Here is a 19,234-nt window from a genome sequence, read left to right as displayed (position 1 = left end):
AGATGCACCCTATACAAGAAAGTGACAATAAGTACGCGAGTGGCGTACACCTGTTAACTAATGGAACACGGTTATGAAACTATCATCGACAGCAGAAAATATTATGACGCAAATTAACGGCAAGGATACCAAACTTGGCGATTTGCGAAAAATAGCTAACATCATAAAGAAGAACCAAGAACTAGCCATGGAACTCTGGTCCACAGCGCAGTATCTCCCAAGACAATTGGCTATCCTCCTGATGGACAAGAAATTACTTTCCCAGGAACTTATTGATCGATTGGTCACCGATATTGAACGGCATCAAGAGGGCGAAAAGCTACCGTTGATCGATTGGCTAATGGCGAATCAGCTTGCCAAGGACAAAAGAACAATTGCATTCATGGAAAGTTGGGAAAACAGTAAATCTCCTCTTCAAAGACGTACTTTTTGGTATCATCAGGCGCGGCTGCGCTGGGTAGGACAGACACCACCCTCAAATAGCGAGGAACTACTTGCAAAAATTGAATCCCGAATTGAAAATGAAGTCCCTGAAGTCCAATGGGCAATGAACTTTACCGCAGCCCAAATCGGTATTTTTCAGGAAAATTACCGAACAAGGTGTATAAATATAGGCGAGCAAACCGGACTTTATAAAGACGAAATAGTAGCAAGAAACTGTACTCCAAATTATCTACCGAAATTCATTGCTATACAGGTCGCAAAACTTAATAAATAAAATCACCGAATTATCTTGGAGATATCGGTGATTCATCCTATTCAGCTAAAACTGGCTATCGCACGGTTGCGAATCGCTGAAACATTTAATCCAGCATCTTCAAGCTTTTGTGCAGCCTGTTTCTCAATTAAATCTTTCAATATAACAAAGGTCTCATCAAATTGAACATGTTTGCCAATTACAAAGGATAAATCATATTCGATCTCTTCCCAAGTAGAAATATCAGCATGATTATGTTGTAATTGTACCTCTAATTTATCAATGGCATTCGCAACTTTTGCTTCGAAAGTATTCTTCTGTTCAAATTCATAAAAAAGATCATAGATTTCTTGACCATTCGTCGATGTAAGCATTTCCTTAATATTAGAGATGGCCTTCTCTTCGTTTTGTTGCTTGATCTTTTTGATATCTGGATTACGAATCTGATCCAATGACATCCGCCAGGTATGCTCCGCAACACTCTCCTGACGTCCGTTTGATAACCAGCTATGTCGTAACTCGAATTTTAATTTTTCAGCCAATTTCAGGACATTTAATATCGCTGACAATTGTTCTATCTTTATTTGATTAATCATTTTATTTACAAAGGCTCATCGGGCCTATCTGTTCTATCAATATCAATACTAATCTAACATTTTTCCCGCTCGCGATGGAGTAGTTTTTTTAAAAAAAAGTAAATCCCAGGATAAACGTTCAGCATCAATACATGCGAAGAGCTAATTACTGTGATATAGGACATGAAACAAAATAATAAAGTTATTTGAGATATTACCACTAACTTAGGAATAACACTGAACAATTAAGCGAACAAAGCAATGAAATTGCATACCATTAGATCATCCGAGGAAATATGCACCAAACGATTAGTTGTATGGCTGGCGTATCTATTTCTCACAATCATGACGTTTCCCTCCGTCTGTAAGGGACAGGATAAAAAATTGTGGTCTAAAGAAGAATGGAACGCTTTACTAACCGATCAATTGTTTCCTGGTAAAAAGATCAAAAATTTAGCTTTCAATTTTGATAACCTTTTTGAAGAAAAATACATCACAATGAATGATGGTACTATTCTGAATGGTCTATTATTTAAAGCGAAAAAGCCCAAAGGTTTGATCTTCTATTTGCATGGAAGTAATAATGCTCTAGACACATGGGGTAAAATTGCACCTATATACACAGCGAATTTTTACGACGTCTTTATGCTTGACTATCGTGGATATGGCAAAAGCGAAGGTAAAGTTACGGATGAAAATGTACTGTATAATGATATTCAAATTGTATATGACAAGCTAAAGACATTGTATGCTGAAGGTAGTATTATTGTATTAGGCCAATCTATGGGTAGCGCCCTGGCATCTCATATTGCAGCAAACAATCAACCAAATCTCCTGATCTTGCAGGCCCCTTATTACAATTTGGCAGACTGGGTGAATAATATTGCCCCTGAACTGGACACCACCCAAATCCCTTTCAGGTTTGATAATGCATCGCATTTGAAAAAAGTAAAATGTCCGATTATTATTTTCCACGGCAGCGGTGATAACGCTGTATACTATGGTTCTTCCGAGAAGCTGGCTAAACTGTTAAAAAGCTCAGATCGTTTCATCACATTAAGCCATGAAGGGCATAATGATTTCTCGAAAAACAAAGTTTATTTAAAATGCATTCGCGAGATATTAAGATCAAAGCAATTATCTAAATAAATAATAATACCGCTATTGATCATAAATATTGGCAATAACAAAATGAATATTACAATTAACAGCGAATTGCCAATTACTCTTCCTACCTTTGTTTCAAAAATTAAATATATATGCCAAGAGAAACAAAAGCAGGGCTTTATCAAGGACCTATAGAAAAAGATGCCAATGGAAATTACTTTTGCGGCCCTTACCTATTGGATTATCAAACTGTAGAAGCTTATTTTAAATTGGGTGATCGCGTTAGCTTAAAATCCATTATCAAAAATACTAGCCGTATGAGTATGGATACTTATCCGCAAAAATCAATTAAATTTTCATTGGCCTCGGAAAATCATGACAACGATTAACCTGGATTTATTAATTTCAGACCGATCTCATGCTGATTAAACTTTCTGCTTATCATACGCTCATATTTAGCATAGGGCGTATGAAAAACAGACTACACTCTCCCCTGCGTCCCCTAATACCCTAAAGGTTTATACCCTTCATTAAATCTAACATTTTCCGATTTTTATCACTCTCGGTAGTTTTATAAGTATTATGGTAATTAATTCTCTTCGGATAAGCCCGGAGGCTGCTCCGTCCATTGAGGCTTCTCAGAATCATCATAGTTGATCATATTCCGAAAACAAGGAACAAGTTTGTCTTTTATTTGGCTTATATAGGAATATCTTAAATAATTTTGGTAAATTAAGCAAAGAAGGTCTGTCAAGAAAATGTCTACATTGAAATTTGCAATTCACTGTGCATTATAATCAATTGCTGCTTTCCCACAAAAACTACACGGACATTACTCAATAATAGAGAAACGGAGGGAAATTTATGAATATTAAAATTATTGGGTCAGGCAGCTATCTTCCGGACAATAAAATCAATAACACGAACTTTGAAGATCGTATCTTTTTGGATGAGGCTGGTGAGCCTATAAAATATCCTGAATCCATTATAGGCAAGTTTAAAGATATTACCGGCATTGAGGAACGTCGTTATGCCAATAATGATCAGGTGGCTTCCGATCTTGCGTCTATTGCCGCAGAACGCGCAATCGCTAATGCTGACATTGATCAAGAGACACTTGACTATATCATTGTTGCACATAATTATGGTGATGTGCAATATGGAAAGGTTCAATCTGATACGGTTCCCAGCCTAGCAACACGCGTCAAGAAAAAATTAGGTATACGAACCCCGCATTGTATAGCTTATGACCTTTTATTTGGTTGTCCCGGCTGGAATGAGGGGGTGATACAGGCAAATGCATTTATCAAATCGGGAATGGCCAAACGTTGTATGGTTATCGGTACCGAAACACTCTCTCGTGTAGTAGATCCCTATGATCGCGATTCCATGATCTATGCCGATGGTGCGGGAGCAGTTATACTAGAAGCGACAACCGAGGACACAGGATTACTGTCTTTTGAAAGTGCCACTTATGCATTTGATGAAGCTGATTATCTCTATTTTGGGCCTTCCTTTGATAGCCAACATGAACAAGACACCCGTTACATTAAAATGAAGGGACGAAAGATATATGAATTCGCCCTCAGTAAGGTTCCTTTAGCCATGCAAATCTGTATAGAGAAAGCTAATTTAGATATTCATGCCATAAAAAAAATACTAATTCACCAGGCCAATGAGAAGATGGACGAGGCTATTATTGCGCGATTTTATGGATTATACCATATGCAACCGCCAAAAGATATCATGCCGATGTCTATTCATAAATTTGGAAATAGCAGTGTCGCAACTATTCCAACACTCTATGATCTAATTGTGCAGGGGAAAATTGAAGGGCATTCATTCAATAAAAATGATATCATTTTATTTGCTTCAGTAGGTGCTGGAATGAATATCAATGCCTTTACTTATAAGCTTTAATAGTTTGTTTCCATCAAAACCGTTTTTTAAACTAACTTTTAATTCTATTATTGATACGAATAGTTCTGATATTTCTAAAATGATCCTATTCTTTAAAGTTGGGCTAAGCGTAATTTTAAATATAATAACGATCCTTTGTCTCAACAAAGCTTGATCATATAGCATTAGCTTATAGTAGCGTTCTAAAACAATTTAGATAATGATGAAACTTTCTACTTGTTGTCACTAATAGTTCTGCTTTCAAATGGTGGTTCTTTTTCAGCTGGATGACCTGAGGTCATCTAGCATTTTAAATTTAAGACTAATTGCAAAACGATAGAACACCGAATAAATACTTAGTTATATCGTTTTGCTTATCTTCAAATAGACAGCCCATCATAATAAAGATGCCCTTTCAATTAAATTTCGAAACATTAATTGGTTATTGAATCAGATAGCCTCCATCTACAGGTAGATAGGCCCCTGTACAGAAACTCGCATCTTCCGATGCTAGGAATAAAAAAGCTTTAGCAATCTCTTCAGGCTTTCCGAGTCGCTTCATTGCATGTTTTGATTCCATGTAACTTCTATATTTTTCCCCTGATGCACTATTATCCATTAATAATGGTGTTTCAATATATCCGGGCCCAATGGCATTGACTCGAATATTATTTGTCGCATTTTCCAATGCAGCCACTTTTGTTAAACCAACGAGGCCATGTTTTGAAGATGCATAAGCGGCAATCCCAAATTCACTGACCTGACTCATAATAGATCCCATATTAACGATACTTCCACCGCTCTCTTGTTTGCGCATCTGATTTATTTGGTATTTCAGACCATAAAACAATCCGTTTAGGTTGACATCTAATACTTTTCGCCATTCATCGATTGTCTTTTCGTGAATAGGCGAAGCATCCACGATTCCTGCATTATTCAAAGCTACATCAAGGCGCCCGAAATGGATGACCGTTTCGTTCACAGCTTTTCATCTCCAAACAATTAAAACAAACGCTTCCCTATAAAATAGAGAGACGTCGCTGATAATATTAAACCTTTTGCTTAGTTTGTTGCAAATTAAATACTGTACCTGCCGGATCAGTAATCCAATGCATATTTTCGGGAAGTTCCTCAATCTCATCACAGGTTTCAACTCCACTTGATAGGAGATAATCATTCGCTTCAGCAACGTCGGCCACAGTAAGTTGCAACCAGGTTTCAGAATGGGTGTAGTTATCTACACAATCCAGCCAGATAATATTGTGTCCAAATTTCACTTCATGCGTCCTGGAAACAGTAGGATTATTGATTGGCTTTTCTTCAACATTCAATTTTAATATATCTCTGTAAAAAGCGACAGTCTTTTCATATTTGTTTTTGGGAATTTTGATGGCGATATTAATCCCTGCTTCAAATGTTGTGCTCATATTTGCATTTATTTAATAATACTACAAGATAAATAAATTAGTTAGCTCGGTTTCTTGCCCTATGGCAAGATTTGGTTCAGACACGGCTATAATACCCAGTCCAATATTTTACAGACATATGATAGACAATTCTTATCAATGCACAATAACACCAGAACAGGATTAACAAAAAAATAGTATTTTAGGTATATTATAATCTAGGGATACCCTTCAACTTTCGGTTTAGCCCTATCAATAACATACCTTTATTATGATTCCACAGTTATACGGTTATCTAAAAATTGTCGTCATATTTTTCCTTTTTGATCTTCTAATATACGGAAGGTTACGAAAACTCGCTTTGTGGAGATCGCAACCGTTATTCGCAAGTATTATCTGGTGGTTTCTCAGCATGGGATCCTATGCATGTATATTTTTCAGTTTATTCTTTGAATGGAATAGCTATGAGACGGCCTTCCTGATATTCTTTCCTATTTCATTGCTGCTTGGGAAATCGATCCTGTTTTTCTTTATCGGTGTAGACCTACTTTCGGCATTTTTCAAAAATATAGGCAAACAACGGGCAAGCAATAACATCATGCCAGATGCAGATAAAAAGACTATAGGAAGATCGGATTTCATTATCAAAAGTGGGCTTCTTTTAAGCAGTATCCCATTAGCAGCCTTAACTCGGGGATTCGTATCCAACCTTTATGACTATCAAATCAAACATGTTGAGTTGATTTTACCAAATCTTCCAAAATCATTCGAAGGCAAAACCATTGCCCAGATTTCGGACATACATGCTGGAAGTCTTTATAATTTAAATGCAGTAAAAAGGGGTATAGACCTCTTGCTTTCGCACATACCGGATATGATATTTTTTACGGGGGATTTAGTGAATGATTTTGCGGATGAGATGGATAATTACATCTCCATATTTGACAAATTGAACGCCCCATTGGGCATCTTTTCTATTTTGGGAAATCATGACTATGGAGAGTATCGATTTAATCGGTTTCATTTCAATGGTAAACGTAGGTTGACCAAACAGCAGAATCTGATCGCTATAAAAGATATCCATCGTAAACTTGGCTGGCAGCTCTTGCTCAACGAGTCAAAAGAAATCGTCTTAAATAATGAAAAAATAACACTGGTTGGTGTAGAAAATTGGGGCGTAAACAATCCGCACAATTATGGCGATCTCGATCTGGCAATGTCCAAGGTAGATCCCGTTTCTCCGATCACCTTTTTGCTTTCACATGATCCTTCGCATTGGAGGGCCGAAGTACTACCAAAATACCCAAGAATCGACGTCACCTTTAGTGGTCACACGCATGGCGGCCAATTTGGCTTTAGCAACCCTGATTATCAATGGAGTCCAATTCAATATACTTATCGTGAATGGGCGGGCTTATATCAGGAAAAACATCAATCTCTCTACGTGAATGTTGGTTTCGGTTACCTGGATTATCCCAGTCGATTGGGGATATTGCCTGAGATCACCCTGTTCCGTTTAAAAAGTAAGGTATGACGTTACTTATCCATGCATGGACGATAACATCACACCTTAAATGAACAAACTTTCCGAGCTCAACGCTTTTAAAGTCCTCGAACTAGCGAGTCAAATGCCCTACAAACAACTTTTACCCAAAAACTTATGGCCTCAAGTGGTATGCTTTAGGTTGAACAAAGGCTCGAATTCCCTGTGCGGATAAGGTAGATCCCAATCCTGAATTTTTCCGTCCGGACCAAGGGACATTGGGACTTACTCTATCACAACAATTCCAATATACCGTTCCAGTATCCATTTTTTCTAGAATAGTCAACGCCCGATCACGATTGGAGGAAAATACAGCTGCTGTCAGACCATATGCGGTATCCTGCATTAAGTGTACCGCTTCATCGTCTGAAGATACCTTCTGAATGCCGATCAATGGGCCAAAAGTCTCCTCCTTCATTAATTCCATTTCGTGGCTACAATGCTCAAGAACTGTAGGGGCATAATAATAACCTGCGTTAGGCAGCTTATGCCCTCCCAAGCGCAAAATTGCTCCTTTTTGAAGCGCATCTTTTACTTGAGCATCGAGAACAGTCAATTGGGCAGCTCTGGTCAATGGTCCGATAAACACATCTGGCCTCATCGGATCACCAATCTTATAAGAGGCTACTTCCTCGATAAAGGCTTCAACAAACTGATCGTATATTTTGTCCGATACATAAATACGCTCCACAGCACAACAGCTTTGTCCATTGTTGTAAAATGCACCTTCCGCTGCTGAAATGGCTGCCTTTTTAATATCCACGATGTCATCGGCAATATACAACGGATCTTTCCCGCCTAGTTCCAATTGCACGGGGACTAATTTATGTGCCACTGCGCTAGCAATATGGACTCCCGTCTTATAAGACCCTGTAAAAAAATAACCATCCAAAGGTAGCTCCAATAATTGCTGGCCGACTTGCGCATCACCGACAACGCATTTGAACACGTCTTCAGGAATACCTGCTTGATACAAGTATTTTTCAAACTGTATTCCTGTACCGGTAGCAAACTCTGATGGTTTATAAAGCACAGCATTGCCAGCCGCCAACGCGTACAGGAATACATTAAATCCAACATTATAGGGAAAATTCCAAGCCGATATATTGGCGATCACTCCCAATGGTTCATACACAATCTTTTCGTGGGTAGCCCCCTCGTTGACAATCAGCTCTTCAGAAAGCCATCTGTTGGCATTTTTTTGAAGATGTTCGATACGATTCTGTGCCCCCACAATTTCGTTCATTGCCTGCGTAAAGGGCTTTCCAGTTTCTCTGGTCAAGATTTCAGCAAGCTCTTGTTTATTAGCGAGAATTAACTGTCCAAATTTCGTAATACAGTCTAAGCGTTGTTGTAATGGCACCTTCGACCAAGAACCTTGCCCTTGTTTTAACAGCGCAGCTGCTGCATTCAATTCGTCTACCGTGATAACAGGGATCACAGCATCTATCTCGCCCGTAGCGGGGTTTCTAATTTCTATGTTGTTTTGCATGTTCAAGAAAAACATTAAAAATCAATTCTTCATCCAATAATTCTCCAGCTTGTGTTGCAGAAAACTCAGGATGCCATTGTACTCCCATTATTTTACCCGGCGCAACTTTAGTATATCCAAAAGCTTCAATAAAGCCATCATCTGATCGCGCATATACTTCTAAATCCCGTCCCAGCTCTTTTACAGCCTGATGGTGTACTGTATTCACCTTAGGATTAGGGACATGTCCATACAAATCGTCAAACAAAGTCCCGGATACAAAATTTATAGGATGGTTAATGGTATCGTATAGTTCTGCTGAGCGATGAATCCCAGCCCCAGGTATTTGTGAAGGAATATCCTGATAAAGTGAGCCTCCAAAATAAACATTCATCAGTTGGAATCCCCTACAAATACCCAATACTGGCTTTTCCTGCCTAATTGCATAATCCAATATTTTTAGTTCATACTCGTCCCGGTAAGCGTCTCCTCTCCACTTGCCTATGGGTTCCTCTCCATAATGTTCAGGAGCTATATCACTTCCCCCCTGGAGGATGATGCCATCCATCTGATCTATTAAATCCATCAATAAATCATCATTCAAATCAGGAAGAAGTACCGGAAGTACTCCCTTCTTCCCTATCCAACGAGCCATATCATTTTCCATATAGCTCAATGATTTAGCACCAAAAACAGCACGTTCCTTGTCAGGATAAAAAAAGCAGGCGCTTATCCCTATTTTAATCATACTATTTTTACTAGAATGCTGTTTCATAAATTTTAAGAAAGTCTTCAGTTGTAACAGGTTTAGGATTTGAAGGATGGCAGAAATCTGCAAATGCAAGCTCCGATAATGGCGCAAGATGTTGCTTTTGTACCCCTATAGATGACAAATGTGTAGGCAAGTCTAAGCGAGTGTTCAGCTCAAATAAATAGTCTACGATTTTATCTCCAGCTTTGTTACCTATACCGAGCACTACTGCCATCTTATCAAAACGATCTTCAAACCCAGCATAGTTGAATTGCATACCATAGGGCAGATTAATAGCGTTAGCGAGCCCATGATGTGTATCTAACAAAGAAGAAAGTGGGTGGGCCAGGCTATGCACTACCCCAAGCCCTTTTTGAAAGGCCACAGCCCCCATAAGTGATGCCAAAAGCATCTTCGAACGTGACTGTAGATCAGATTCCTTGGTTGCTTTTTCAATAGCTGTTGCAACCATCGCCATTCCTTCCAGTGCAATACCATCACACATCGGATGATATCCTTTTGCCAGGTAGGCTTCCATGTTATGTGTAAGCGCATCCATCCCCGTAGCTGCGGTGATAAATGCAGGAAGATCCATTGTAAGGAGTGGATCCGCAAACACAATTTTTGCCATCAACCTAGGACTGAATAAAATTCGTTTCTTTTTGGATTCGTCTTCCGAAATAATAGCACTCCGGCCAACTTCACTTCCCGTACCCGCAGTAGTGGGTACAGTGATCAGATGTGGGATCTCATTGGTCACATAAATATCTCCTCCGATGAGATCATCATAATCAAAAAGATCACGGTGATGATGCGCCCGCAATGCTATTGCTCGGGCAACATCGAGTGCGGCTCCACCCCCGACGCCGATAATAGCATCCCTATTGTTGCCCCGATAGACGTCCCCACCTCGCAGCACGTCAGATTTAACCGGATTTTTGTGTAAATCATGAAACACAATCACATCTATTCCCCTGCCTGTCAATTTACGTTGGATTTCCTTAAAAAAAGGAAGTTCTGCAATCGTCGGATCCGTTACCAGTAAAGGACGGTTAAGCCCATTGCTCAATAAGTAATCCGGTAATTCATTGATTGCCCCTGCACCAAAGCGAATTGGTGTGGGAAAATTAAAACCATAAATTTTATCTGTATCCATCTTGCTGTTAAATAATTTCAAAATATCTTTTTGTTTCCCAATCAGTTACCTGTTCTGAAAACTGCCGCCATTCCCATAGTCTGGACTTACAAAAGTGGTCAACGAAATTTTCACCGAATAATTCTGAAGCAATTTCGGACTGTGCCATCCGACAGGTTGCTTCATAGAGATTCCTCGGCAAAACACCATATTGTAAATCTTTGTACCCATTGCCCACGGTATATGGATTGTCCAGCGATAACTTGTGTTTGATACCATAGAGTCCACTTGCCAGACAAGCCGCTATGGCGAGATATGGATTGACATCCGAACCTACAACCCGATGTTCGATACGCGTAGCTTTGGGGCCACCCTCGATGACACGAAGAGCCGTAGTCCTATTGTCTATCCCCCAGGTTAAGGTCGTAGGAGCCCAGGCCCCTTCGGTGAGTCTTTTATAACTATTTACCGTGGGAGCAAATAAAGGTAGAATATCTCTTAGGCAATATAGCTGTCCAGCAAGAAACTGCTTCATTAGCTCACTCATACCGAGTTGGTCGCCGGCATCATAAAATAAATTTTTCTCTTTTTTGAGATCCCAAAGGCTCTGATGCACATGACCACTACAACCTGGTAGCTCTTTTGTCTGTTTAGCCATAAAACTGGCTACAATACCATATTTTTTACCAATTTCCTTTACTGCCGACTTGAAAAGCGTAGCTCTATCTGCGGCTTCCAAAGCGCTACTACATTGAATCGCCGCCTCCATTACACCTGGACCAGTTTCAGTATGCAGACCTTCGAGGGGAATAGCGAACTGCTCAAGCATTGCAAGAAGATCACGAAAGAATCCGTAATTATCTGACATCCGCAAGATGGAATAACCAAACATTCCCGAAGTAATCGGTCTCATTTCTTTAAAACTATTCTGTATCGAATTAATATCCCCTTTAATAAAATTGAACCATTCAAATTCCTGTGCAAAAATGGGGGTATAGCCTGCCTGTTCAGACTCTTCGATGATCTTTTTTAAGAGTGCTCTAGGGCATACATTTTGATCTGACTTATGGGGTGATTCAAAGTCAGCCAAAAAAAATGGGACATCTTCCTGCCAGGGGATCTTGCGAAAGGTATTTCCGTCTATACGAGCCGGAAAATCACCATAACCTGTATGCCAACCGGTAATTTCAACATCATCATAAACCTGGTCGTTGACATCCCACCCAAATACCACTGAACAAAATCCGAATTCTTTGTCCAACGACGAAATAAACTTATCACGATGCATAAATTTGCCTCGCAATACGCCGTCAATATCTGCCACGGCGACTTTTACGTGCGTACTCTTACTTGCCTTTAATTTGGAAATGATTTCATTTTTGTCTATCATGATTTGATGGTTTTATCCTTATCCAGGAAGATTAAGAAATAGAGATATGATAAGATGACGAGCCCAAAAAATATGAAGGCTGTCCATGGGTTATAGTAAATCATAGCGATCAGGCAGACCACGGCGATAATCAGCGCGAGCATCGGAAACAAGGGATATAAAGGAACTTTAAAGGGGCGTTCCAATGCAGGCTCCTTTGTACGTAAGGCAAAAAAAGACCACATGGAGATGATATATAAACTGATCGCTCCGAAACAGGCGATGGTAATGATCCCAGCTGTCTTACCTGTGAGTAACGCGACAATACCGACAGCCATATTGATTAATAGGGCATTGGCTGGAGTTTTAAAACGAGGATGAACTTTCCCCAAGATAGCCGGAGCATATCCTACCCGACCAAACTCAAAGGTAGCCCGTCCACCCGCCAGGATAATCCCGTGGAACGATGCTATGAGACCTAACAAGCCCACCCCGATAAGCAATTTGTAGAGGATATGGGAACTATCAATAACGTTTGCAATAGCAAGAGGTAAAGGCGAGTCCGAAGCCTCAGTACTGCCCGAGGGATAAACAACCGCTTCCCAACCCGCCACTCCAACTGCTGATAAAAATGTAATAATACACAACACGACCAAAGTGACAATCGCAGATCCAAAGCCAATCAATACATTTTTCTGCGGATTGATCGTTTCCTCAGCCACATTGGCAACACCTTCAATCGCAAGAAAAAACCAGATTGCAAATGGAATGGAAGCAAAAATACCCGAATACCCATGGGGAAATGCATTTTGCTTAAGATTCGAAAACTCAAATGCCGGCAGCGTCACCCCCGCAAATATTAACAATTCAATAACCGCTAAAACCGTGACAACCAATTCAAATGAAGCCGCCAACTTTACACCTAAAATATTCATTCCCGTAAAAATCAGATACGCTCCAATAGCAAAAGTAAGATAAGAAATATCGGGATGTAGCAAATGTAGATAAGCACCTATCGCCGCCGCAATCGCTGGAGGAGCAAAAACAAATTCTATATTCTGGGCAATCCCGGCAACAAAGCCCAATTGTTTTCCAAGCCCCCTATTCGCATATTCAAAAGCTCCTCCTGCTTTCGGTATGGCACAAGCCATTTCTGTATAGCTAAATGTAAAGGTCAGGTACATAATAATAACGAATATTGTAGCGATGGCCAGTCCCAAGGTCCCCCCTTCCGCCAAACCAAGATTCCACCCAAAATACATTCCTGAAATTACATACCCTACCCCCAATCCCCACAACATCACGGGGCCAAGGACTTTCTTTAACTGGGGATCACTCATAATTCTTTTTCTAGGTTGGTAATTGTTATAAATTAAGTAAAGTGAATTTACTATTTTATTTTAAATTATAGTACTATATATCTACTATTATATTTATTTTAGTAAAATAATATTGAAATATTACTATTTTTAGATGAGTAAATCTAGCAAGCCCCTTCTACCCGTTTATTTTTGGATTTAAATTACTACAACTATGAAATTAGACGAAAAAGATTTGATGATCTTGGACCTTTTACAACAGGATGCCAACATCAGTAATAAGGAAATTTCTGATCGTGTCAACTTATCCATGACTCCTGTATACGAACGAATGAAGAAGTTGACGACAACAGCTGTGCTCAAACAGAAGGTATATTTACTGGATCGACGGAAGTTAGACCTGAATCTTATGGCCCTCGTATCAATCAGTATGGAAAAACATTCAAACGAAAGCGCTTTACTGTTTATGGAAGAAATACAGAAATTTCCAGAGGTGGTCGAATGCTTTCATGTGACCGGTGCTTTTGATTATCAGCTCAAGGTCATGGTCAGGGATGTCGACCATTATCATGAATTTAACTTCAATAAGCTCGCTACTATAAAAGGAATACGGCATATGGAAAGCTATTTCGTCATGAAAGAAATTGTCAATACGACACGGCTACCACTTTTCCTTTAACGATTTTCCTCTGGTAAACCAAAATGTGGACAACAGCTTCTAAGCAGTGATCTGTGTTTGCATTAAGCATGGCCTCCCTTCTGTTGCTTAGCTTTCCATTGCTTATACTTTTCGCGCATACAACGACCGCAGGGTCTATATCCGTTACTGATCGCATCAAGTTCATCCTTAAAGAAAACCCGATATTCGGCCTTCATTCGTTTACCAGCGGCACAGTTTAGATGGCCATAAATCTTAGCCTTTTTATAACCGCCCAAGGTAATTTCGCCCTTTCTAATCAAGGAGCTTAAGATTTTTTTCCTTTCAGCCTCCGTCACCGCCAAATCAATATGTCTGACCATTTGCCAAGATTTATACATTTCTGAATATAGAGGATACCCACCTAATTGCAGATCCCGTCCAGCCCATTTTTCAAGGATAGGCCCTGTATTCAGCGCCTAATCTTTGCTTTATTCGTGTCCACAGCCATAATTACCATAAACTATTCAACCTGTCTGGGTTGATCTCTAACTCAGTCCATCATGAAATATAATACCTAGACTATGTCTATTACCCTTACCTAATGGACTAACACCATGCTTCATATGGACACGATAATACCCTCTAGCACCTTTCTCTGGGCGAAAATTAGTTGTAAAAATAATCATGTCGCCCCGATTGGGTTTTAAGACATTGACCTTCGACTGCGCTCGTGGTATTTGCTCTGTTAAAACAAACTCACCGCCAGTATATTCCTGATCTGCCTGATCCAGCAACAATACGATTTGCATGGGAAAGTAAATTTCACCATATAGATCCTGATGTAAAGTATTGAATCCACCAGCATGATACTTTAAAATAAGCACGGTGGGTTTCACTTGTCCATGTTCCTGACAAAGATTTCGCATGGCAGCATGAGTGGCTGGAAATCTTTTATCCATATTGAGCTCCTGCATCCATTGATTGGCAACCGGAGCGACCAATGCATATACCTTTTCCCTTATCGTTGTAATCAGTTCTGGCAAAGGATATTGAAAGTATTTATATTCCCCGAGGCCAAAACGATAACGCTCCATAACGACCGTCTTTCGATACCTATTATCAGCATCATAAGCAGCGATCAGGTCGTCACACTCTCCCTTATTCAGCACATCAGACACAATTACAAAACCCTTACTATGCAATTCCTTGGTGATTGTAGACCAGTCCTTGGCCCCCAATCTCGATTCAATATTTTCCATGACGATAATTTTCAACGGTTCAAAATTAACGCTCGTAGACAAGATAAGAAATCCGGATCCTGCTGTTTTCCCTTTTTTGGAAAATATTCCATTTTATCAAAAGCGCGGCTCATTATCCTTTCTACTATTGAGTTTCATCCTTTAGCAAGCAAAAGATCCAGTTTTACAAAGGAGAAAACAGCGCGATGATAGGGTAAAACGGTTTAAAAACCTTAGCAAGAAGATTGGGGATAAATAAAGATCCGCATAAAAACTGATTTTCATCCGGATGCAGTTAAGCAATGCGAAGGAGCTTATCGAGATAAAGTAATCCTAATAGTCAAAGCAAATCGCTTGAGAAATGAGACTATAAATTCATACAGAATTAAATAAAAATAAGGCTGCCTGAACTTTGGGTGATTCAGTTCATTTTTGACAGCCTTAAAATCATATTACTTATTTAATGAAGCCATATCAATAACAAACCGGTATTTGACATCACTATCCAATACACGTTGATAAGCCTCATTCACATAAGAGATATCAATTAATTCGGTTTCCGGGAGGATATTATGTTCGGCACAGAAATCAAGCATATCCTGTGTTTCCTGTATACCGCCAATACTTGAAGCAGTCAAAATTTTATTTCCCCCCATAATGGAACGTCCATTAATTTCCATAGGTGCTGCTGGAATACCAACACAAATATATACCCCTTTGGTCTTTAATAATGCCAAATAGAGATTATAGTCATGTGGTGCTGATACGGTGTCTATAATAAAATCAAAATAGCCTGAAAACTCCTTCAACTCCGAAGATTCATGCGTATTTAAAAACTTATGGGCTCCTAATAGTGCCGCATCTGCCTTTTTACGGGGCGAATGGCTAATCATCGTAACTTCAGCTCCCATAGCCACAGCGATCTTTACCGCCATGTGGCCTAAGCCACCTAACCCCAAAACACCAACTTTATGCCCTTTGCTAATATTCCATCTTTTCAACGGTGAATAAGTGGTGATACCCGCACAGAGCAAAGGAGCTACCTTTTTAATATCAAGCGTTTCCGGCACACGCAAGACAAAGTCCGCATCCGCAACAATATTATTGCTATACCCGCCATACGTACAAGAGTGATCGTGCATCACATCCGTGCTGTTATAAGTCCACACGGTTTTCTTTGCCAAGCAAAACTGTTGTTGATCCGATTTACAATTATCGCATTCACCACAGGAGGCAACCATACACCCCACACCAGCGAGATCCCCTTTTTTAAACTTGGTTACTCCACTACCGACCGCACTTATACGCCCAACGATCTCATGTCCCGGAACAATTGGATATTGCGTTCCACCCCATTCATCATGGACCTGGTGAATATCCGAATGACAAATACCACTATACAAAATATCTATTAACACATCATTTGAGCCTAGTTCTCTTCTTTCAAACTCCCAATACTCAAGCGGGGAATTGCTATTTTTCGCCGCGTAACCTTTAGACTTAATCATTTTTTCTTCTTTAATAAAAACACCAATTGGATACAGGCTACCCATAAATAAGATCCCGTTCCTACTTTATGCGAAGTTAATAGGGATCTCCCTGAAATAAAGAATCCTTCAGGTTTTATTGACATTGAACAAACAATAAAATAAGCAGAATGTTTTTGGTTCAGTTGCGCTAGGTGCCAAATTTCAACGTCTATCAAAATCACCGACTAGTCCCTAAGGATTTTTAGTAGTTGATTTGCTGAACCTAATCCAGTATTTTTTTTACCACAATAAAGAAAAATACCTAGAAATCGTCGGATCAACCTTTTATTGAATATTAATATTTAATTGATTATTTCACCATTACCATCTGCCAAACGTTCACGAAATTGCTGGAGATCTTCTGGGCTCGGCCTTACCCAGTCCCTTACCTCGCCAATGATTTTCAATGGCTTTGTGGAGCGATAAGAACGAGTCGGGTTACCTGGAAATTTTTTATCTGTTAGATTTGGATCATTTTCAAAACTTCCCATCGGTTCAATAATGTAAACACGTTCACGACCATCGCCTTTAGCCAGTGCCGCCGCGAGCCCTGCTCCGTTAACTAATGCAGTGAAATAGATATGATTCATGGTAAGTTCGGTCTGATAGTTGGAACTACCGCCGGCGGTCAATAATGCACCCATCGGTAAATCTGCTTTTGTACCATGATAAAAAGGACCTATATCGGATGGTGTTTCATGCAAAGTTGCAGCTAATTTAGCCGATTCTTTTGATTTATCATTATCTCCCAGCGCTTCATAGCATTTAGCCAGATTCAAATAAAGGTTTGGCAGCGCACTCTTAACCGTATCATCATTTAATTTTAACGCATAGGTCACCGCCTCTTCGAACCATCTTAATCTGTCGGAAACAGCTTTTTGGTTACGGGCGATGTAATAAGCAGCAAGAAATTTTTCGTGATCATCTGTAGCTTCGTTCCAAGCCTGCATAAATAGTTTAAGAGCTTCTTCAGGTCGTTTAGTTTCTTCCATATTCATGCCCTGGAGGCAAAGCTTAACAATATTATTGAAGGGTGAAAATTCCATACACGTATTTTCTTTTTATCGTTGAATTTACCAGGATCACACGAAGACTTCAAATCCACAGGCACGTATGTCTGATGCATTAAAGTTCAACATTTTTTTTTATACTTCCATACCGGATCGTCTCGTCGTTTTTCAGACAATCCTCGAATGTTCCTAAAACCAATGATTGCTGTAAAGGTTTTCACCCCCTTATATTGTCGCGATTGCACCTCATCCATGCTTTTAAACTTCGCTAAATTTGAACTAATAATCAAACACTTGTAATCATGAGAAAGATCAGAATTTTTGAACATATCTCCCTTGATGGCATTATTGAACACGATGGAGATTATGCCTACGGCGCATGGACAACGGCATATAGAAGTCCTGCAGGAGCGGAAATGCTCTTTCAGGCCTATGGTACCGACTTCGACCTCCTGTTGGGCCGTATTACCTATGACATTTTCAGTAGCTTCTGGCCCAATGCTGGAGATTTTCCAATGGCCAATGCCATAAATGCGGCAATAAAATACGTCGCGACTCATCGTCCTGACAGTTTGAACTGGGGACCTGTAAAAGGTCTGGAAGAAGATGTTGTAGCTGCAATTCATGCACTCAAGTCAACGACTGGCCCCGATCTGATTGTTGTAGGTAGTTCCACATTGACCTCCTTATTACTGGAACAAGGCCTCGTCGACGAAGTGGCTCTCATTACCTACCCTGTTTTATTGGGACAGGGCAAGCGTCTGCTATCAGATAGAACGTACGCTCAGGAACTTGCCTTTCTTAACTCCAAGGTAACCCCTACCGGGATATTCATCAATAGCTATAAATATATCGGACCACTTAAGAGATAATATTCCTTTTTATTTATTAAACTCTTGCTGATATGAATATCCTTAGTTTCTTGTATATTTGATTTTAGAAAAATCATCTTTATGAAAAGAACCTTATTATTCATTGCTATTATTTTCAGTACTTCTGTTGCCTTTGCACAGAAAATGACTTATAAAGTCAATACACAGGCATCAACGATCAAATGGGAGGCGAAGAAGGTCATTGGTGGTCATGTCGGTACCATTGCTTTGAAAGATGGAACGATTCAAACAGATAAAGGTAAAATTATCGGCGGCGGATTTACCATTGATATGAATTCTATGGCATGTACTGATGCACCAAAATTAACTGGTCATCTTAAAAACGAAGATTTCTTTGATGTACCGAAGTATCCGACAGCAAAATTTATTATCAGTAAAGTGGATAACAGCAAGACTACTCCAGTAATCACGGGGAATCTGACCATCAAAAACAAAACGAAAGCCATATCTTTTCCAGCAAGGGTAACCAATACCGCTGATGGACTTTCTGCTGAAGCGTTAGGCGTAAAGGTAAATAGACTGGATTTTGATATCCAATATCGTTCGGCAAGCTTTTTCTCTGATCTCGGAAACCGCGCTATTGAGGACGAATTCACATTGGATATCCAGATTAAAGCCGTAAAATAGATTTACATCGGTTGGTCGGCAAGCA

General features: G+C 39.7%; 20 protein-coding genes. 8 read left to right on the top strand and 12 right to left on the bottom strand.

Translation table 11 applies throughout. The features are described from left to right. The first annotated feature begins 73 nt into the window (after positions 1 to 73). Positions 74 to 718, top strand: a complete 645-nt coding sequence (locus tag ABDW32_RS01865; RefSeq protein ID WP_343558854.1) for a DNA alkylation repair protein — start codon at positions 74 to 76, stop codon at positions 716 to 718. Between the two features lie 41 nt (positions 719 to 759). On the opposite strand, the gene ABDW32_RS01860 is transcribed toward ABDW32_RS01865, so the two are convergent. After that, positions 760 to 1,293: an HD domain-containing protein gene (locus ABDW32_RS01860; protein ID WP_343558852.1), complete on the bottom strand. Its 534-nt coding sequence runs from the start codon at positions 1,291 to 1,293 to the stop codon at positions 760 to 762. A 240-nt stretch (positions 1,294 to 1,533) separates the two neighbouring features. Between ABDW32_RS01860 and ABDW32_RS01855 the strand changes: the two genes are divergently transcribed. The 3 genes from ABDW32_RS01855 (at position 1,534) to ABDW32_RS01845 (ending at position 4,299) form a co-directional block, all read left to right on the top strand. Continuing rightward, complete coding sequence (locus ABDW32_RS01855; protein WP_343558850.1) at positions 1,534 to 2,421, top strand: alpha/beta fold hydrolase; 888 nt, start codon at positions 1,534 to 1,536, stop codon at positions 2,419 to 2,421. Positions 2,422 to 2,531: 110 nt separating this feature from the next. Beyond that, positions 2,532 to 2,768 carry a hypothetical protein gene (locus ABDW32_RS01850; RefSeq protein ID WP_343558848.1) on the top strand — a complete coding sequence of 79 codons (237 nt, stop codon included), beginning with the start codon at positions 2,532 to 2,534 and terminating at the stop codon, positions 2,766 to 2,768. A gap of 475 nt (positions 2,769 to 3,243) precedes the next feature. Beyond that, positions 3,244 to 4,299, top strand: coding sequence for a ketoacyl-ACP synthase III (locus ABDW32_RS01845; protein WP_343558847.1), 1,056 nt, complete (start codon positions 3,244 to 3,246; stop codon positions 4,297 to 4,299). 421 nt (positions 4,300 to 4,720) lie between these two features. Here the strand turns inward: ABDW32_RS01845 and ABDW32_RS01840 are convergent, their stop codons facing one another. Together ABDW32_RS01840 and ABDW32_RS01835 are read right to left on the bottom strand one after the other, a co-directional pair. Then, a complete protein-coding gene (locus ABDW32_RS01840) occupies positions 4,721 to 5,260 on the bottom strand; it encodes an SDR family oxidoreductase (protein ID WP_343558846.1) in 540 nt (179 codons plus the stop codon). Positions 5,261 to 5,327: 67 nt separating this feature from the next. Further along, positions 5,328 to 5,705, bottom strand: coding sequence for a VOC family protein (locus ABDW32_RS01835; RefSeq protein WP_343558845.1), 378 nt, complete (start codon positions 5,703 to 5,705; stop codon positions 5,328 to 5,330). A gap of 250 nt (positions 5,706 to 5,955) precedes the next feature. Here ABDW32_RS01835 and ABDW32_RS01830 point away from each other — a divergent pair, with 250 nt between their 5' ends. After that, positions 5,956 to 7,218, top strand: coding sequence for a metallophosphoesterase (locus tag ABDW32_RS01830; protein WP_343558844.1), 1,263 nt, complete (start codon positions 5,956 to 5,958; stop codon positions 7,216 to 7,218). 124 nt (positions 7,219 to 7,342) lie between these two features. Here the strand turns inward: ABDW32_RS01830 and ABDW32_RS01825 are convergent, their stop codons facing one another. Genes ABDW32_RS01825 through eat form a run of 5 tightly spaced genes read right to left on the bottom strand, consistent with a single transcriptional unit; the run spans position 7,343 to position 13,293 of the window. Continuing rightward, complete coding sequence (locus tag ABDW32_RS01825; RefSeq protein ID WP_343558842.1) at positions 7,343 to 8,719, bottom strand: aldehyde dehydrogenase family protein; 1,377 nt, start codon at positions 8,717 to 8,719, stop codon at positions 7,343 to 7,345. Further along, positions 8,697 to 9,473, bottom strand: coding sequence for a gamma-glutamyl-gamma-aminobutyrate hydrolase family protein (locus tag ABDW32_RS01820; protein ID WP_343558841.1), 777 nt, complete (start codon positions 9,471 to 9,473; stop codon positions 8,697 to 8,699). Before ABDW32_RS01820 ends, ABDW32_RS01825 begins: the two co-directional genes overlap by 23 nt. Then, complete coding sequence (locus ABDW32_RS01815) at positions 9,457 to 10,605, bottom strand: iron-containing alcohol dehydrogenase (RefSeq protein ID WP_343558840.1); 1,149 nt, start codon at positions 10,603 to 10,605, stop codon at positions 9,457 to 9,459. The genes ABDW32_RS01820 and ABDW32_RS01815 overlap by 17 nt, the downstream gene beginning before the upstream one ends. A gap of 7 nt (positions 10,606 to 10,612) precedes the next feature. Further along, on the bottom strand, positions 10,613 to 11,974 hold the full coding sequence (locus ABDW32_RS01810) for a glutamine synthetase family protein (RefSeq protein WP_343558838.1): 1,362 nt from the start codon (positions 11,972 to 11,974) through the stop codon (positions 10,613 to 10,615). After that, positions 11,971 to 13,293: an ethanolamine permease gene (gene eat / locus ABDW32_RS01805; RefSeq protein ID WP_343558837.1), complete on the bottom strand. Its 1,323-nt coding sequence runs from the start codon at positions 13,291 to 13,293 to the stop codon at positions 11,971 to 11,973. The genes ABDW32_RS01810 and eat overlap by 4 nt, the downstream gene beginning before the upstream one ends. A 193-nt stretch (positions 13,294 to 13,486) precedes the next feature. On the opposite strand from eat, the gene ABDW32_RS01800 reads away from it, so the two are divergent. Continuing rightward, on the top strand, positions 13,487 to 13,951 hold the full coding sequence (locus tag ABDW32_RS01800; RefSeq protein ID WP_343558836.1) for an Lrp/AsnC family transcriptional regulator: 465 nt from the start codon (positions 13,487 to 13,489) through the stop codon (positions 13,949 to 13,951). Positions 13,952 to 14,013: 62 nt separating this feature from the next. On the opposite strand, the gene ABDW32_RS01795 is transcribed toward ABDW32_RS01800, so the two are convergent. The 4 genes from ABDW32_RS01795 to arr all read right to left on the bottom strand — a co-directional run bounded on the left by ABDW32_RS01795 (position 14,014) and on the right by arr (position 17,431). Continuing rightward, positions 14,014 to 14,292 carry an Ada metal-binding domain-containing protein gene (locus tag ABDW32_RS01795; RefSeq protein WP_343558835.1) on the bottom strand — a complete coding sequence of 93 codons (279 nt, stop codon included), beginning with the start codon at positions 14,290 to 14,292 and terminating at the stop codon, positions 14,014 to 14,016. A gap of 165 nt (positions 14,293 to 14,457) precedes the next feature. Then, entirely contained in the window at positions 14,458 to 15,171 is a 714-nt protein-coding gene (locus tag ABDW32_RS01790; protein ID WP_343558834.1) for a 2OG-Fe(II) oxygenase, read from the bottom strand. Between the two features lie 431 nt (positions 15,172 to 15,602). Next, positions 15,603 to 16,658, bottom strand: coding sequence for an NAD(P)-dependent alcohol dehydrogenase (locus ABDW32_RS01785; protein ID WP_343558832.1), 1,056 nt, complete (start codon positions 16,656 to 16,658; stop codon positions 15,603 to 15,605). Between the two features lie 323 nt (positions 16,659 to 16,981). After that, a complete protein-coding gene (gene arr / locus ABDW32_RS01780; protein WP_343559661.1) occupies positions 16,982 to 17,431 on the bottom strand; it encodes an NAD(+)--rifampin ADP-ribosyltransferase in 450 nt (149 codons plus the stop codon). Positions 17,432 to 17,991: 560 nt separating this feature from the next. Here arr and ABDW32_RS01775 point away from each other — a divergent pair. Both ABDW32_RS01775 and ABDW32_RS01770 read left to right on the top strand, forming a co-directional pair. Next, the gene (locus tag ABDW32_RS01775) at positions 17,992 to 18,561 is read left to right on the top strand and encodes a dihydrofolate reductase family protein (RefSeq protein WP_343558830.1); all 570 of its coding nucleotides are present in this window, start codon (positions 17,992 to 17,994) and stop codon (positions 18,559 to 18,561) included. A gap of 81 nt (positions 18,562 to 18,642) precedes the next feature. Then, positions 18,643 to 19,209 (top strand): YceI family protein, encoded by a 567-nt coding sequence (locus ABDW32_RS01770; protein ID WP_343558829.1) that lies wholly within the window; start codon positions 18,643 to 18,645, stop codon positions 19,207 to 19,209. The last annotated feature ends 25 nt before the right edge of the window (positions 19,210 to 19,234 follow it).

Origin of the sequence: Sphingobacterium sp. (assembly GCF_039596235.1) — a bacterium.
Lineage (GTDB): Bacteria > Bacteroidota > Bacteroidia > Sphingobacteriales > Sphingobacteriaceae > Sphingobacterium.
The sequence above is the reverse complement of the archived record's forward strand: the minus strand, read 5'-3'. Positions and strand labels throughout refer to the sequence as shown.

What these genes read in the sequence shown, in the direction of transcription:
- ABDW32_RS01865 (WP_343558854.1), top strand. Translation starts at nt 74, where the DNA reads ATGAAACTATCATCGACAGCAGAAAATATTATGACGCAAATTAACGGC.
- ABDW32_RS01860 (WP_343558852.1), bottom strand. Translation starts at nt 1,293, where the DNA reads ATGATTAATCAAATAAAGATAGAACAATTGTCAGCGATATTAAATGTC.
- ABDW32_RS01855 (WP_343558850.1), top strand. Translation starts at nt 1,534, where the DNA reads ATGAAATTGCATACCATTAGATCATCCGAGGAAATATGCACCAAACGA.
- ABDW32_RS01850 (WP_343558848.1), top strand. Translation starts at nt 2,532, where the DNA reads ATGCCAAGAGAAACAAAAGCAGGGCTTTATCAAGGACCTATAGAAAAA.
- ABDW32_RS01845 (WP_343558847.1), top strand. Translation starts at nt 3,244, where the DNA reads ATGAATATTAAAATTATTGGGTCAGGCAGCTATCTTCCGGACAATAAA.
- ABDW32_RS01835 (WP_343558845.1), bottom strand. Translation starts at nt 5,705, where the DNA reads ATGAGCACAACATTTGAAGCAGGGATTAATATCGCCATCAAAATTCCC.
- ABDW32_RS01830 (WP_343558844.1), top strand. Translation starts at nt 5,956, where the DNA reads ATGATTCCACAGTTATACGGTTATCTAAAAATTGTCGTCATATTTTTC.
- ABDW32_RS01825 (WP_343558842.1), bottom strand. Translation starts at nt 8,719, where the DNA reads ATGCAAAACAACATAGAAATTAGAAACCCCGCTACGGGCGAGATAGAT.
- ABDW32_RS01820 (WP_343558841.1), bottom strand. Translation starts at nt 9,473, where the DNA reads ATGAAACAGCATTCTAGTAAAAATAGTATGATTAAAATAGGGATAAGC.
- ABDW32_RS01815 (WP_343558840.1), bottom strand. Translation starts at nt 10,605, where the DNA reads ATGGATACAGATAAAATTTATGGTTTTAATTTTCCCACACCAATTCGC.
- ABDW32_RS01810 (WP_343558838.1), bottom strand. Translation starts at nt 11,974, where the DNA reads ATGATAGACAAAAATGAAATCATTTCCAAATTAAAGGCAAGTAAGAGT.
- eat (WP_343558837.1), bottom strand. Translation starts at nt 13,293, where the DNA reads ATGAGTGATCCCCAGTTAAAGAAAGTCCTTGGCCCCGTGATGTTGTGG.
- ABDW32_RS01800 (WP_343558836.1), top strand. Translation starts at nt 13,487, where the DNA reads ATGAAATTAGACGAAAAAGATTTGATGATCTTGGACCTTTTACAACAG.
- ABDW32_RS01795 (WP_343558835.1), bottom strand. Translation starts at nt 14,292, where the DNA reads ATGGTCAGACATATTGATTTGGCGGTGACGGAGGCTGAAAGGAAAAAA.
- ABDW32_RS01790 (WP_343558834.1), bottom strand. Translation starts at nt 15,171, where the DNA reads ATGGAAAATATTGAATCGAGATTGGGGGCCAAGGACTGGTCTACAATC.
- ABDW32_RS01785 (WP_343558832.1), bottom strand. Translation starts at nt 16,658, where the DNA reads ATGATTAAGTCTAAAGGTTACGCGGCGAAAAATAGCAATTCCCCGCTT.
- ABDW32_RS01775 (WP_343558830.1), top strand. Translation starts at nt 17,992, where the DNA reads ATGAGAAAGATCAGAATTTTTGAACATATCTCCCTTGATGGCATTATT.
- ABDW32_RS01770 (WP_343558829.1), top strand. Translation starts at nt 18,643, where the DNA reads ATGAAAAGAACCTTATTATTCATTGCTATTATTTTCAGTACTTCTGTT.